The 13,635-nt window shown below is 72.5% G+C and carries 12 protein-coding genes; 7 read left to right on the top strand and 5 right to left on the bottom strand.

The features are described 5' to 3' along the window. Window positions 1-51 precede the first annotated feature (51 nt). Window positions 52-654, bottom strand: coding sequence for a hypothetical protein (locus ACFVQG_RS17470; RefSeq protein WP_383383146.1), 603 nt, complete (start codon window positions 652-654; stop codon window positions 52-54). Window positions 655-760: 106 nt separating this feature from the next. Between ACFVQG_RS17470 and ACFVQG_RS17465 the strand changes: the two genes are divergently transcribed. The 3 genes from ACFVQG_RS17465 (at window position 761) to ACFVQG_RS17455 (ending at window position 2,865) form a co-directional block, all read left to right on the top strand. Next, on the top strand, window positions 761-1,861 hold the full coding sequence (locus ACFVQG_RS17465; protein WP_383383143.1) for an exo-alpha-sialidase: 1,101 nt from the start codon (window positions 761-763) through the stop codon (window positions 1,859-1,861). 33 nt (window positions 1,862-1,894) lie between these two features. Further along, on the top strand, window positions 1,895-2,611 hold the full coding sequence (gene npdG / locus ACFVQG_RS17460) for an NADPH-dependent F420 reductase (protein ID WP_383383140.1): 717 nt from the start codon (window positions 1,895-1,897) through the stop codon (window positions 2,609-2,611). Between the two features lie 68 nt (window positions 2,612-2,679). Continuing rightward, window positions 2,680-2,865, top strand: a complete 186-nt coding sequence (locus ACFVQG_RS17455; protein WP_383383135.1) for a hypothetical protein — start codon at window positions 2,680-2,682, stop codon at window positions 2,863-2,865. Here the strand turns inward: ACFVQG_RS17455 and ACFVQG_RS17450 are convergent. Beyond that, window positions 2,855-3,655 (bottom strand): site-2 protease family protein, encoded by an 801-nt coding sequence (locus ACFVQG_RS17450; protein ID WP_383383132.1) that lies wholly within the window; start codon window positions 3,653-3,655, stop codon window positions 2,855-2,857. The genes ACFVQG_RS17455 and ACFVQG_RS17450 overlap by 11 nt on opposite strands. A 103-nt stretch (window positions 3,656-3,758) precedes the next feature. On the opposite strand from ACFVQG_RS17450, the gene ACFVQG_RS17445 reads away from it, so the two are divergent. Then, the gene (locus tag ACFVQG_RS17445; RefSeq protein ID WP_383383129.1) at window positions 3,759-7,016 is read left to right on the top strand and encodes a BTAD domain-containing putative transcriptional regulator; all 3,258 of its coding nucleotides are present in this window, start codon (window positions 3,759-3,761) and stop codon (window positions 7,014-7,016) included. Between the two features lie 20 nt (window positions 7,017-7,036). Here the strand turns inward: ACFVQG_RS17445 and ACFVQG_RS17440 are convergent, their stop codons facing one another. From ACFVQG_RS17440 to panB, 3 genes are all read right to left on the bottom strand, one after another. Beyond that, window positions 7,037-7,855, bottom strand: a complete 819-nt coding sequence (locus tag ACFVQG_RS17440) for an ABC transporter permease (RefSeq protein WP_383383126.1) — start codon at window positions 7,853-7,855, stop codon at window positions 7,037-7,039. Next, window positions 7,852-8,874 (bottom strand): ATP-binding cassette domain-containing protein, encoded by a 1,023-nt coding sequence (locus tag ACFVQG_RS17435; RefSeq protein WP_383383123.1) that lies wholly within the window; start codon window positions 8,872-8,874, stop codon window positions 7,852-7,854. The genes ACFVQG_RS17440 and ACFVQG_RS17435 overlap by 4 nt, the downstream gene beginning before the upstream one ends. Before the next feature lie 135 nt (window positions 8,875-9,009). Further along, the gene (gene panB, locus ACFVQG_RS17430; protein WP_383383120.1) at window positions 9,010-9,885 is read right to left on the bottom strand and encodes a 3-methyl-2-oxobutanoate hydroxymethyltransferase; all 876 of its coding nucleotides are present in this window, start codon (window positions 9,883-9,885) and stop codon (window positions 9,010-9,012) included. Between the two features lie 181 nt (window positions 9,886-10,066). On the opposite strand from panB, the gene ACFVQG_RS17425 reads away from it, so the two are divergent. The 3 genes from ACFVQG_RS17425 (at window position 10,067) to ACFVQG_RS17415 (ending at window position 13,570) form a co-directional block, all read left to right on the top strand. Then, complete coding sequence (locus tag ACFVQG_RS17425) at window positions 10,067-11,635, top strand: MFS transporter (RefSeq protein WP_383383117.1); 1,569 nt, start codon at window positions 10,067-10,069, stop codon at window positions 11,633-11,635. A gap of 56 nt (window positions 11,636-11,691) precedes the next feature. Further along, entirely contained in the window at window positions 11,692-12,327 is a 636-nt protein-coding gene (locus ACFVQG_RS17420) for a TetR/AcrR family transcriptional regulator (RefSeq protein ID WP_383383112.1), read from the top strand. 178 nt (window positions 12,328-12,505) lie between these two features. Then, window positions 12,506-13,570: an endonuclease/exonuclease/phosphatase family protein gene (locus ACFVQG_RS17415; protein WP_383383109.1), complete on the top strand. Its 1,065-nt coding sequence runs from the start codon at window positions 12,506-12,508 to the stop codon at window positions 13,568-13,570. Window positions 13,571-13,635: the final 65 nt, after the last annotated feature.

The raw sequence follows: 13,635 nt of genomic DNA, 5'->3' as shown, positions 1-13,635 counted from the left end.
ATCGTCCGTGGCGTGACTTGCCCGAGGCAACGGATTTCGCAGTGGCGCGTGTCACCACCGCGGCGGTGGCGGCGCCGTCAGCTGGTCGGCGAGCCGGGTCAGCCGGTCGCGCAGCCGCCGCGTGCCCGTCTGCGTCGGCAGCGGGTTCTCGCCCGCCGCCGCGCTCACCAGATGCTGCACGGTGTCCAGATCCAGCTCGGACCCCTCGCGCACGGGCAGCGCCTCGTGCGCCATCGCGGACAGATCGTGGTCGCCGGAACCCAGGGCGAGGACCGTCGCCCCCGACCTGCGGGCGTCGTGCACCCGCTCGAGGAGGGTGCCGCCGGGCTCGCCGGGAGCCACCACCAGCAGCGTCTCACCGCGCCGCGCCGCCTCGATCCTGCCCAGCCCGACCGCCAGGTGCGCGGGATCCGTGGGGCGCGCGGCATGGCGTACGAGGGTCGGGGCCAGCTCCGGCGTCCCGGACCAGGCCGCCTCGTCCACCAGATGGGCCGCCAGGTGCCAGGGCTCGTACTCCGGCGTCCCGACCAGCAGCAGACCGCCCCCGTACGACACCACCGACCCCCGCAGCGCCCCCGCGAATCTCCGGGTGGCCCCCAGCCACTCGGTCCCGGCGAGCACTTCCCGCAGCAGCGCGACCCGTACGGCATCCATACGCACGCATCCTGCCGTAACGGGACACTCGTGACCCCGAGTTCACCTCGAATTCGCCCAAGCCGGGCAGTCGTGCCGGACCGTCGTCACAGCCGAGGAGTCGCGCATGCCGGAAAACGCCACTGTCAACGCCGCCGCCGTGGCCGCCGTCCCGTTCCGCGCCGGGCAGGAGGGGTACGCCAGTTACCGGATCCCGGCCGTCGTCGCCACGGGGCCGGGTGTGCTGCTCGCCTTCTGCGAGGGGCGGGTGGAGTCCGCGCGGGACTGGGGGCGCATCGACATCGTGATGAAACGGTCGGCGGACGGAGGGCGCACCTGGGGCCCGCTGCAGGTCGTCGCCGCCAACGGCATCGACCTCGCGGGCAACCCCGCCCCCGTGGTCCTGGACAGCGGACGCGTCCTCCTCGTCCACGTCCGCTCCGCCGCCGCCGCGTCCGAGGAACTCATCCTGCACGGCAAGGTCACCGAGGCCGACGGCCGCCGGGTGTGGGTGCAGCACAGCGACGACGAGGGCCTGACGTGGTCCGCCCCCAGGGAGATCACCGAGCAGGTCAAGCAGCCGGGCTGGCGCTGGTACGCCACCACACCCGGGCACGGCATCCAGTTGCGCACCGGCCGCGTCGTCGTCCCCGGCAACCACACCCTGCCGCCCACCGCGGCGGACACCGGCGCCGAGCCGCACTACAACAGCGGCCACTGCCTGCTCAGCGACGACGCGGGGGAGAGCTGGTACCTCGGCTACCTCGACCAGAACACGGACGGCTACATCAACGCCAACGAGACCACCGCCGCCGAACTCCCCGACGGGCGCGTCTACTTCAACACCCGCAACGACTCCCGTTCCCCGGGCAACCGCGCCGACGCCCACTCCACGGACGGCGGACGGACCCTGGTCAGGCCCTTCCGCCCGCAGGCGGGCCTCACCGGCCCCGTCTGCCAGGGCAGCGTGCTGCACCTCGGCGACCCGGACGTCCTCCTCTACTCCGGCCCCGCCGACCCCGGCCTCCGCGCGCTGATGACCGTCCGCGCCTCCACCGACGGCGGCACCACCTGGCGGAACGCCTGCCCCGTCGACGGGCTGCCCGCCGCCTACTCCGACCTGGTGCGGGTCGACGCGGACACGGTCGGGCTGCTGTACGAGACCGGTGACTTCGGGGCGTACGAGCGGATCGGGTTCCGGACGTTCCCCGTGACGCGCTTCACCTGAGGCCAGCGCGCGGCACGGACGTAGAGTCGGCCCATGACCTCTACCGACAGTGCTGCACAGAAGCCCGCGAAGGCTCCCGCCAAGGACCCCTGGGACCTGCCCGACGTCTCCGGGCTGGTCGTGGGCGTGCTCGGCGGGACCGGGCCGCAGGGCAAGGGCCTGGCCTACCGGCTCGCCAGGGCCGGACAGAAGGTGATCATCGGTTCCCGGGCGGCGGAGCGCGCGCAGGCCGCCGCCGAGGAGATCGGGTACGGCGTCGAGGGCGCCGACAACGCCGAGTGCGCGCGGCGCGCTGACCTCGTGATCGTCGCGGTGCCGTGGGAGGGCCACGGCAAGACGCTGGAGTCACTGCGCGAGGAACTGGCGGGCAAGCTGGTCGTCGACTGCGTCAACCCGCTCGGGTTCGACAAGAAGGGCGCCTACGCGCTGAAGCCGGAGGAGGGCAGCGCCGCCGAGCAGGCCGCCGCGCTGCTGCCGGACTCCCGGGTCGCCGCCGCCTTCCACCATCTGTCGGCGGTGCTGCTCCAGGACCCGGAGATCGACGAGATCGACACCGATGTGATGGTGCTGGGCGAGGAGCGCGCCGACGTGGAGCTGGTGCAGGCGCTCGCCGGGCGCATCCCCGGCATGCGGGGCATCTTCGCCGGGCGGCTGCGCAACGCCCACCAGGTGGAGTCGCTGGTCGCCAACCTGATCTCGGTGAACCGCCGCTACAAGGCGCACGCGGGGCTCCGCGTCACGGACGTATGACGTATGGGGGACACTGTTGGACGGCAGCCCAGCAACTGGAGCAGCAGTCCCCGACAGGAGCCCTCGCCATGCCTCGTCTCGCCCTGTACGCCCTCGTCGTGTGTGTCCTCGCCACCGCCGCGGCCGTGCTGTCCTTCGTGCAGGGCAGCTGGCTGGGGATCGTATGGGTGCTGCTGGCGGGCCTGTCGTCCAACATGTGGTGGTACTACATGAAGCGCGGCAAGGCCACCCGCGGCGCGTCCGTCACGGAGTGACCGAGCAGTACTCGTTGGTGCCCTGCCAGAAGCGGTACAGCTCGAAGCCGCAGTAGGTGTCGACCTCGTCGATGCCCAGTCCGCGCAGGACCGCGTCGACCATGTCGAAGAACGCGCCGTTCAGCGCCGGGAGCCACAGCAGCGCGAACACGAACAGCAGCCCGAACGGCGCGAAGGGCTCCAGCTGCCGCCGGATGTCGTACGACAGCCAGGGCTCGATGACGCCGTAGCCGTCCAGGCCCGGGACCGGCAGGAAGTTCAGGATCGCCGCCGTGACCTGGAGCAGGGCGAGGAAGGCGAGCGCGTACCGGAAGTCGCGCGGCACGCCGTCGAGGGCGTCCAGCCAGAACGGCGCGGTGCACACGACGGCGAACAGCACGTTCGTCAGCGGGCCCGCCGCCGAGATCAGGCTGTGCCGCCAGCGGCCCTGGATCCGGCCCCGCTCGATGAAGACCGCCCCGCCGGGCAGACCGATCCCGCCCATGATCACGAACACCACCGGCAGCACGATGCTCAGCAGCGCGTGCGTGTACTTCAGCGGATTCAGCGTCAGATAGCCCTTGGCGCCGATCGAGATGTCCCCGCTGTGCAGGGCGGTGCGGGCGTGCGCGTACTCGTGCAGGCACAGGGAGACGACCCAGGCCGCCGTCACGAAGAAGAAGACCGCGACGCCGGGCTGTTCGGCGAACCCGGTCCAGGTGGCCCAGCCCGTCACCGCCGCGACGGCCAGGATGCCGAGGAAGACGGGGCTGATCCGCCGGTCGCTGGGGCGGGCGGTGGCGGTGGTCATGGGGCTCCTGACGTGGGGGACCGGGTGGGGTCGACCGTACCCGGCGACCGACAATCCAGGCGAGGGTGAACCCGGAGGCGGCGCCCCCGCCGTCCCGGTGACAATGGACGACGTGCGCTACCGCATCCTCGGCACCACCCAGGCGTTCCGCTCCGACGGCAGTCCCGTCCCGGTCGGCGGCGCGCGGCTGCGCGCGCTGCTGACCGTGCTGGCGCTGCGGGCGGGGCGGGCGGTGCCCGTGAGTCTGCTGGTCGACGAGGTGTGGGACGGCGACCCGCCCGCGGACGCCCCGGCGGCCGTCCAGGCGCTGGTCGGGCGGCTGCGGCGGGCGCTCGGGGCCGAGGCGGTCACCTCGGCGGACGGCGCGTACCGGCTCGCGGCCGGGCCCGACGACGTCGACCTGCACCGGTTCGAGCGGCTCGCCGAGGAGGGGCTGCGGGCGCTGGCCGACGGGGACGCCGTGAAGGCGGCCGGGGTGCTCGACGACGCGCTGGGGCTGTGGCACGGGCCCGCCCTCGCCGACCTGCCCGACCGTGCCGCCGAGGCGGCCCGCTGCGAGACCCGGCGCCTTGAGGTGCGGCGGGCCCGGCTCGCCGCCGCGCTCGCCCTCGGACAGGCCGACCGGGTGCTGCCCGAGCTGACCGCGCTGTGCGACAGCCAGCCGCTGGACGAGCCCCTCCAGGCGATGCGGCTGCGGGCGCTGCGGGGGACGGGGCGCACGGCGGAGGCCCTGGCCGCCTACGAGGACGTACGGCGGCTGCTCGCCGACCGGCTGGGCTCCGACCCGGGTCCCGAACTGCGCGCGCTGCACGCGGAGCTGCTGCGCCCGCAGGACGTCCCGCCCGCCCCCGCCCCGGCCCGGCCGCCCGGGAACCTGCGGGCGCGGCTGACCTCCTTCGTCGGGCGCGAGACGGACATCGACACCATCCGCCAGGACCTCGCCGCCGCCCGGCTCGTCACGCTGCTCGGGCCGGGCGGCGCCGGGAAGACCCGGCTGTCGCAGGAGACCGCCGAGACCGTACGGGACACCGCACCCGACGGGGTGTGGCTGGCCGAGCTGGCCCCCGTCGACGACCCGGCCGCCGTACCGGAGGCCGTACTGACCGCCGTCGGCGCCCGCGAGACCGTGCTCTACGGCGCCGGAGCCGAGGGCATGCGCGCCGTCGGCGGCGACCGGCACGACGACCCCCTCGAACGCCTCGTCGAGCACTGCGGCAAGCGGCGCATGCTGATCGTCCTCGACAACTGCGAGCACGTCGTCGACGCCGCCGCCCACCTCGTCGAGGACCTGCTCGCCCGCTGCCCCCACCTGACGGTGCTGGCCACCAGCCGCGAACCCCTCGGCGTCAGCGGCGAGATACTGCGTCCCGTCGACCCGCTGCCGCAGCCGTACGCGCTGCGCCTGCTCGCCGACCGCGGCGCCGCCGCCCGCCCCGGGTTCCGCACCGAGGACGACCCGGAGGCCTGTGCGGAGATCTGCCGCCGCCTCGACGGACTGCCCCTCGCGATCGAACTGGCCGCCGCCCGGCTCCGTATGCTCACCCCCCGGCAGATCGCCGACCGGCTCGACGACCGCTTCCGGCTGCTCACCTCCGGCAGCCGCACCGTCCTGCCCCGCCAGCAGACCCTGCGGGCCGTCGTCGACTGGTCCTGGGAACTGCTCGACGCGGACGAACGCGACGTCCTGCGCCGGCTGTCGGTGTTCGCGGGCGGCTGCGACCTCACCGCCGCCGAGGCCGTCTGCGGCCCCGCCGCCCTCGACGCGCTCGGCTCCCTGGTCGACAAGTCCCTGGTGGTCGCCGCCCCTTCGGACGACGACGGCATGCGCTACCGGCTCCTGGAGACCGTCGCCGAGTACGCGGGCGAACGCCTCGACGAGGCCGGGGACCGCGCCGAGGCCGAGCGCGCCCATCTGACGCACTACCGCGAACTCGCCCGCGTCACCGACCCGTTGCTGCGCGGCTCCGGCCAGCTCGCCGCCGTGACCCTGCTGGAGCGCGAGTACGAGAACCTGCGCACCGCCCTGCGGCACGCCGTCACCCGGCGCGACGAGCAGGAGGCGTTGTGCCTGGTGCTGTCCCTTGGCTGGTACTGGCAGCTGCGGGACCTGCGCATCGAGGCCCGCAACTGGGCGATCGAGGTCATGGCCCTCGGCCCCGACCCGTTCACCGCACCGGTCCGCCGCGCCGAACCGGTCTGGGAGCGCTGCACCGCCCAGCCACCGCCCTGGACCGGCGAGGTGCTCGCGGAGGCCCGGCGCGGCGCGCACCTGACCCACATGGCCTGCATGGACACCGAGATGGAGAGCTGGAACACCGAGGACCGACAGCGCAAGCTGCGCGTCATCGCCGAGGTCTACGAACCCGGCCAGCCGCAGGTCTGCCGCGTCCCCGGCATGCTGTGGCTCTACGCGGTGATGCTGACCGGCCAGATGGACCGGCTGCCCGACGTCCTCCAGGCCGCCGTGGACACCTGCCGCGCCACGCCGGGCTACGACTGGGAGCTGGCCGCCTGCCTCCAGATGCGCGCCAACCTGCTCGCCCACCGCACCGGGCTCGCCGACGACGCCTTCCGCGACGCCGACGAGGCACTGGAGATCTACCGGCGGCTCGGCGACACCTGGGGCATCGCCGAGGCGCTCTCCGCCCGCGCCGAGGCCGCCGAGGGCTGCGGTCGGCGCCTGGAGGCCGCGGCCGACTACGAGGCGGCCATGGAGCACGCCGACCGGCTCGGCGCCCGCGCCCAGCGTGCCGTCCTCGCCGCCCGGCTCGGCTGCACCCTGCTGGAGGCCGGGTACACCGAGCGCGGTGAGCGGCTGCTGCGGGAGGTGCTGGACTCGGAGGACGGCCGGGCCAACGAGGCGCTGCCCGCCGCCCGGGTGTTCCTCGCGGGCTGGCTCAGCATCTCCGACCGGATCGAGGAGGCCCACGAGCAGGTCCGGCTCCTGCGCGAGGAGTTCTCCCTCGCCAACTTCCTCGTCTTCGACGCCTTCATCCTCGGCCTGGAGGCCTGGCTGGACGCCCTCGAGGAGCGGTACGACGACGTCCGGGAGAAGGCGCGGCAGGGCATCGAGCTGGCCCGGGACCCGCTGACCCGCGCGATGGCCCCGCAGATGACGTCGGCGTACCTGGTCCTCACCGCCATCGCCCTGGCCGGGCGGGACGACGCCGGGGCCGCCGCCCGCTGCCTGGGCGCCGCCGACGCCCAACTGCCGCCCGGACACCGGCTCTCCGCCCTGGAGCGCACGGCACTGCGGCGGACCACCGAGCGGGTGCGCGGCGCCCTGTCCGCCGAGGAGTACACCAAGGCGTACGAGGAGGGCGGCGCCCTCTCCGCGGAGGAGGCCGTCGCCCTCGTATGACCGCTCCGGCCGTTCGCCGGTCAGTTCTTGGTGCGGAACTTGTGGATCGCGACCGGCGCCATCACCGCCGTGATCCCCACCGACCAGGCCAGCGTCAGCCACAGGTCGCCCGCGACCGGGCCGCCCACCATCAGCCCGCGCGCGCTGTCCGCCAGCGCCGAGAGCGGGTTGACGTCGGTGAAGTTCTGCAGCCAGCCCGGCATCGAGTCGGTCGGCGCGAAGATCGACGAGCCGAACTGGAGCGGCATCAGCACCAGGAAGCCCATCGCCTGCACGGACTGGGCGTTCTTCATCATCACGCCGAGGGTGATGAACACCCACATCAGCGCCGAGCCGAACACCACCGACAGGCCGACGGCCGCGAGCAGCCCGCCCCAGTTGGTGATGTCGAACCCGACCAGCACACCGACGATCAGCAGCACGGTGGTGGCGAACAGCATCCGCAGCATCTCCACCGCGATCTTCGCGAACAGCACCGAGCCCCGCCCGATCGGCAGCGACCGGAAGCGGTCCATCACACCGGTGTTGAAGTCCTGGTTGAAGCCGGTGCCCACGCCCTGGGCCATGCTCATGCCCATCATGGCCATCAGCCCGGGCACGACGTACTGCACGTACGCCTCCTGCCCGCCGCCCAGGGACTGCCCGATCGACCCGCCGAAGACGTACACGAACAGCAGGGTGAAGACGACCGGGAACAGGATCGCGTCGAACATGGACTCCGGGTCCTGCCGTATCCACAGCAGGTTGCGCCGGACCAGGGCGCTGGTGTGCCGGAGGTGCCCGCGCAGCGAGATCCGGCTGTCGGCCCGGGGGCCGGAGGGCAGGGTGGTGGCGCTCATACGGCGACCTCCTCACGGATCTCGGGACCGGGTACGGCGTCCTGCGGGGCGCTCGCACGGTGTCCGGTCAGGGACAGGAACACCTCGTCCAGGCTGGGCAGTTCGGTGCTGAGGGAGGAGAGGGTGACCCCGCGCGCGGTCACCGCGCCGATGACGGCGGTGAGCTGTTCGTCACTGAGCACCGGCACCAGCAGCGTGCCGCTCTCGGCGTCCACGGTGGTCGTCGCCAGGCCCGTGATGCCGAGCCCGTCGAGGGCGGCGGCGAGCGGACGCAGCTGCACCGGGTCGGCCGGACGGATCCGCAGGGTGCGCCCGCCGACCTTCGCCTTCAGCTCCTCGATGCCGCCGCCCGCGATCACCCGGCCGCGGTCGATGACGGTCAGCTCGGAGGCGAGCTGCTCGGCCTCCTCCATGTACTGCGTGGTCAGCAGCACGGTCACACCGTCCCCGACCATGCGCCGCACCTCGTCCCACACCTCGTTGCGGGTACGGGGGTCGAGTCCCGTCGTCGGCTCGTCCAGGAACAGCACGACCGGCCGCCCGATCATCGACGCGGCGAGGTCCAGCCGCCGCCGCATGCCCCCGGAGTACGTCCGCACGGGCCGCCGGGCCGCCTCGGTCAGCGAGAACCGCTCCAGCAGCTCGTCGGCCCGCGCGCGGGCCTCCTTGCGCGGCAGGTCGAGCAGCCGCCCGATGAGATAGAGGTTCTCCCACCCCGGCAGCTTCTCGTCCACGGACGCGTACTGCCCGGTCAGCCCGATCACCCGCCGCAACTGCCGCGGCTGCCGCACGACGTCGTACCCGGCGACGTACGCCTCCCCGGTGTCCGGCTGGAGCAGCGTGCTCAGAATCCGCACGAGGGTGGTCTTCCCGGCCCCGTTCGGCCCGAGCACCCCCATCACGGTCCCCTCCCGCACCTCCAGATCCACCCCGTCCAGCGCCCTGGTCTGCCCGTAGTGCTTGACCAGCCCCCGCACGGCCACTGCCGCGCCCCTGGTCGTCGTATCGATTCGCGTCATGGGAGAGACGGTGCCAGGGCCTACCGACAGATCACCGACAGAGGCCCTACAGAGCCGCGGGTACGCGCCCGGCAAGGGGGCAGCCCGCCGACGGGGGATGATCGGCGGGCTGCCCGGGGGTGGTGCGGCAATGGCTCAGTGGACGGAGTGCTCCTCCGAGGGGAACGTTCCGCCTACGACGTCCTCAGCGAACGCCTTCGCGGCATCCCCGAGAACCCCTCGCACATCGGCGTACTGCTTGACGAACTTCGGCACCCGCCCCCCGGTGAGCCCCATCATGTCCGTCCACACCAGCACCTGCGCGTCGGTCGCCGCCCCCGCCCCGATCCCCACCGTGGGGATGTGCAGCGTACGCGTGACCTCCGCCGCCAGCTCCGCGGGTACCAGCTCCAGCACCACCGCGAACGCCCCCGCGTCCTGCACGGCCTTCGCGTCCCGCAACAGCTGCTGCGCCGCCTCCTCGCCCCGCCCCTGCACGCGATACCCCATCGCGTTGACGGACTGCGGCGTCAGCCCGATGTGGGCCATCACCGGGATGCCGGACTCGACGAGCAGCCGGATCTGTTCGTACGACCGCTCACCGCCCTCCAGCTTCACGGCCTGCACGCCCGCCTCCTTCACCAGCCGGGTCGCCGAGCGCAGCGCCTGCACCGGACCCTCCTGGTACGAGCCGAACGGCAGATCGCCGACGATCAGGGCCCGCTTCGTCCCACGGACCACCGCGGCGGAGAGCATGGTCATCTCGTCGAGCGTGACGGGCACGGTGGTCTCATACCCGAGGTGGACGTTGCCCGCCGAGTCCCCGACGAGCATGACCGGGATCCCGGCCTCGTCGAAGACGGACGCGGTCATCGCGTCGTAGGCGGTGAGCATGGGCCACTTCTCGCCGCGCTCCTTGGCGGCGGTGATGTCGCGAACGGTGATGCGGCGGGTGCCCTTGCCCCCGTACAGCGCCTTGCTGCCGTCGGAGGTTGCCGTCTTCCCAGGCTGGGCAGCCGAAAGCTGCGTCATTGCACCGGCTCCTTACGTCATCTCGAGGCACCCTGACGGTGTCCCCGGATCCCCTCCATGGTGGCACCTCGTGCCAGACGCGGCTAGGGGACCCCCGTCACGTTGGTGAGGCGATTAAGAGACGGGTAAAAATTTACGATACGAGACCGATCCGTATCGTAAGTCGCCTAGGCTCGACGGCATGACAACTCCCTCAGGCGTGCCCGAAGCGGTGCACCGGCGCCGCTGGGCCATCCTCGGTGTGCTCATGCTGAGCCTGCTGATCGTCGTCCTGGACAACTCGATCCTGAACGTCGCCATCAAGACGATCTCCACCCCGGCCCCCACCGGCCTCGGCGCCACCCAGAGCGAGCTGGAGTGGGCGATCAACGCCTACACCCTCGTCTTCGCGGGCCTGCTGTTCAGCGCCGGTCTCCTCGGCGACCGGCTGGGCCGCAAGCGGGTCCTGCTCGGCGGGCTCGTCGTCTTCGGCGTCGGCTCCGCGCTCGCCGCCTTCGCCTCCTCGCCGAACGAGCTGATCGGCTACCGCGCGGTGATGGGCCTGGGCGCCGCCTTCGTGATGCCCGCCACCCTCGCCGTCCTGATGAACGTCTTCGAGCGCGACGAACAGCCCAAGGCCATCGGCATCTGGGCGGGCGGCGTCGGCCTCGCCATAGCCATCGGCCCGATCACCGGCGGCGTGCTCCTGGAGCACTTCTGGTGGGGCTCGGTCTTCCTCGTCAACGTGCCGATCGTGCTGCTCGCCCTCGCACTGATGGTCTGGCTGGTCCCCGACTCCCGCGACCCGGCCCCCGGCCGTATCGACCCCGTCGGCGTCGCCCTGTCCGTCGTAGGCCTGGTCCTGCTCGTCTACGGCATCATCCGCGGCGGTGAGCTGGCCGACTTCACGGACGTGACGGTGCTGGCGGCCATCGGTGCCGGACTCGCCGTACTCGCCGCGTTCGTCGTCTTCGAGGCGCGCAGCGACCACCCGTCCATCGACGTCACCTACTTCAAGGACAAGGTCTTCTCCGCCGCGATCGTCGCCATCTCGCTGGTGTTCTTCGCGCTGATGGGCGTGACGTTCTTCGCCGTCTTCTACACGCAGAGCGTGCGCGGCTACTCGCCCCTGGAGACCGGCCTGCTGATGCTGCCGCTGGCCCTCGCCCAACTGGTCTTCGCGCCCCGCGCCCGCCTCGTCGTCGACCGCTTCGGCAACAAGGCGACGACGACCGGCGGCATGGTGCTGCTCGCCGCGATGCTGGGCGCGTTCGCCACCCTGGACGCGGACACCCCCATCTGGTTCCTGGAGATCGTGTTCCTCCTGATGGGCACCGGTATGGCGCACATCATGACGCCGGTCAGCGTCGTCATCATGCAGTCCCTGCCGCGCGAGAAGGCCGGTTCCGCCTCCGCGCTCAGCAACACCTTCCGCCAGGTCGGCGGCGCCCTCGGCATCGCCGTACTCGGCTCGGTCCTCTCGGCGGCCTACCGCACCGGCATCGAGGACAAGCTGACCGTCCTGCCCGCCGCCGCCCGGCACACCGCGGGGGAGTCCATCGAGGCCACCCTCGCCGTCGCCGACCGCCTCGGCCCCACCGGCGCGCCCCTCGCCGCCTCGGCCAACGACGCCTTCCTGCACGCCATGCACGTCACCGCACTGTGCGGCGCGGGCATCGCGCTCCTCGGCGCGGTCGTCGTGGCGCTGTTCCTGCCGGGCAGGCGGCGGGACCCGGCCGCCGACCCCGCGGCCCGCACGGTCAAGGTATGAAGACGAGGCAGGACGAGGCAGCACGAGACCAGAGGAAGACGAAGGGACGCGCCACCGTGAGCATCGCCGCCCCCCACCCCCCACACGACGGCCCCACCCGTGGCCGCCCCCGCAGCGAGGCCGTGGAGCGCGCCATCATCGAGGGCACGATGAGGCTCCTGGAGGACGGCGTCCCGCTCGGTGAACTCTCCATCGAACGCATCGCCCGCACCGCGGGCGTCGGCAAGGCCACCATCTACCGCCGCTGGCGCGGCAAGGAGGAACTCTTCGTCGACGTCCTGCGCGCCGCCGAACCCCCCGACCCCGAACTCCCCGGCACCTCCGCCCGCGACGACCTCGTGGTCCTGCTGGAGCACCTGCGCCGCCGCGGCCTGGCCAGCCGCTCCTCGGCGATCCTGCACAACGTCCGCGCGCAGATGAAAAGCAGCCCCCAGATCTGGGCCGCCTACGACAGCACGGTCATCGCCCCCCGCCGCCGCGCCGGACTGGAGGTGCTGCGCCGCGCCCAGCGCGACGGCGAACTGCGCGCCGACCTCGACGTGGAGCTTCTCTACGACATCCTCGTGGGCCCCATGCTGGTGCGCTCCGTCCTGCGCCGCACCGCCGACCTCCCCGAGGGCCTCGCGGAACAGATCGTGGACACCCTGCTCGAAGGCCTACGTCCCGTCAGCCCGCCGTCCGCCGCCCCGTAGTGTGCGTGTTGCGTCACAGACAGCGCGTTCATCACCCGGCCCCGGAACCCTCGGCACCGGACGAGTCGTCCTCGACTTCCGTACGGCCGTCATGGGACGGCGAGAACGGAGCCGATCATCCCCTAGGGTCTTAGGCGCGGGAGATGACGGAGTGCACGGCAGGTAGCGAGGCGACGGTATGGCGCAGCAGGCGTACGTGACGGAGACGGACAACGGCGACTCGGGGCCCGAACGCCGCGGCTCCGCGCTGCGACGCCTGACCGACCGTGCGACACGCCTGCTCGGCACGTTGCGCTCCGACCGGCGCGTGTGGCGCCGCGGTCTGGTCCTCGCCACGCTCGCGCTGCTGCTCGCCCTGGTGATGGTGGTGCACGCGCACATCCCCAACTCCATCGGCAACCTCGGCAGCCTGACCGAGACGTTCCTGCCCTGGCTGGGCCTCGGCATCCCGGTGCTGCTCCTGCTCGCCCTGGTGCGCCGCTCGGCCAGCGCGCTGATCGCGGTCCTGGTGCCCTCGGTGGTCTGGCTGAACCTCTTCGGCGGGCTGCTCACCGACAAGGCCGCCGCCGTCACCGGCGGTGACCTCACCGTGGTCACCCACAACGTCAACGCCGAGAACGCCGACCCCGAGGGCACCGCCCAGGCCGTGGCCGCGTCCGGCGCCGACCTGGTGGCGCTGGAGGAGCTGACGGCCACGGCGGTCCCGGTGTACGAGCGGGCGCTGGCGTCGACGTACAAGTACCACTCGGTACAGGGCACGGTCGGGCTGTGGAGCAAGTACCCGCTGAGCGGCGTCCGCTCGGTCGACATCAAGCTGGGCTGGACCCGCGCGATGCGCGCCACGGTGACCGCCCCGGCCGGTCCGGTCGCGGTCTACGTCGCCCACCTTCCCTCGGTACGGGTCAAGCTGGAGGCCGGGTTCACCGCCCGCCAGCGCGACCACAGCGCCGACGCCCTCGGCGAGGCCATCGCCGACGAGCGCCTGGAGCGGGTGGTGCTGCTCGGCGACCTGAACGGCACGATGAACGACCGCGCGCTGAACGCCGTGACGAGCCAGATGCGTTCCACGCAGGGCGCGGCGGGGAGCGGGTTCGGCTTCAGCTGGCCCGCGTCGTTCCCGATGGCCCGGATCGACCAGATCATGGTCAAGGGGATCGAACCGGTCAGCTCCTGGACGCTGCCGGAGACGAGCAGCGACCACTTGCCGGTGGCGGCGCGGGTGGATCTGGCCACGGAGTCTTAACCGGCTGGAAGTCTCCGGCTGATCTGCTGGAATACTGGGCCCGGGAGAGTTTGTTCCGCATCTGA

Origin of the sequence: Streptomyces sp. NPDC057877 (assembly GCF_042796855.1) — a bacterium.
In the GTDB taxonomy this organism is placed as follows: domain Bacteria; phylum Actinomycetota; class Actinomycetes; order Streptomycetales; family Streptomycetaceae; genus Streptomyces.
This window is presented reverse-complemented; position numbering and strand designations above follow the sequence as displayed.

What these genes read in the sequence shown, in the direction of transcription:
- npdG (WP_383383140.1), top strand. Translation starts at nt 1,895, where the DNA reads ATGACCTCTACCGACAGTGCTGCACAGAAGCCCGCGAAGGCTCCCGCC.
- ACFVQG_RS17425 (WP_383383117.1), top strand. Translation starts at nt 10,067, where the DNA reads ATGACAACTCCCTCAGGCGTGCCCGAAGCGGTGCACCGGCGCCGCTGG.
- ACFVQG_RS17455 (WP_383383135.1), top strand. Translation starts at nt 2,680, where the DNA reads ATGCCTCGTCTCGCCCTGTACGCCCTCGTCGTGTGTGTCCTCGCCACC.
- panB (WP_383383120.1), bottom strand. Translation starts at nt 9,885, where the DNA reads ATGACGCAGCTTTCGGCTGCCCAGCCTGGGAAGACGGCAACCTCCGAC.
- ACFVQG_RS17435 (WP_383383123.1), bottom strand. Translation starts at nt 8,874, where the DNA reads ATGACGCGAATCGATACGACGACCAGGGGCGCGGCAGTGGCCGTGCGG.
- ACFVQG_RS17450 (WP_383383132.1), bottom strand. Translation starts at nt 3,655, where the DNA reads ATGACCACCGCCACCGCCCGCCCCAGCGACCGGCGGATCAGCCCCGTC.
- ACFVQG_RS17465 (WP_383383143.1), top strand. Translation starts at nt 761, where the DNA reads ATGCCGGAAAACGCCACTGTCAACGCCGCCGCCGTGGCCGCCGTCCCG.
- ACFVQG_RS17470 (WP_383383146.1), bottom strand. Translation starts at nt 654, where the DNA reads ATGGATGCCGTACGGGTCGCGCTGCTGCGGGAAGTGCTCGCCGGGACC.
- ACFVQG_RS17445 (WP_383383129.1), top strand. Translation starts at nt 3,759, where the DNA reads ATGGACGACGTGCGCTACCGCATCCTCGGCACCACCCAGGCGTTCCGC.
- ACFVQG_RS17415 (WP_383383109.1), top strand. Translation starts at nt 12,506, where the DNA reads ATGGCGCAGCAGGCGTACGTGACGGAGACGGACAACGGCGACTCGGGG.
- ACFVQG_RS17440 (WP_383383126.1), bottom strand. Translation starts at nt 7,855, where the DNA reads ATGAGCGCCACCACCCTGCCCTCCGGCCCCCGGGCCGACAGCCGGATC.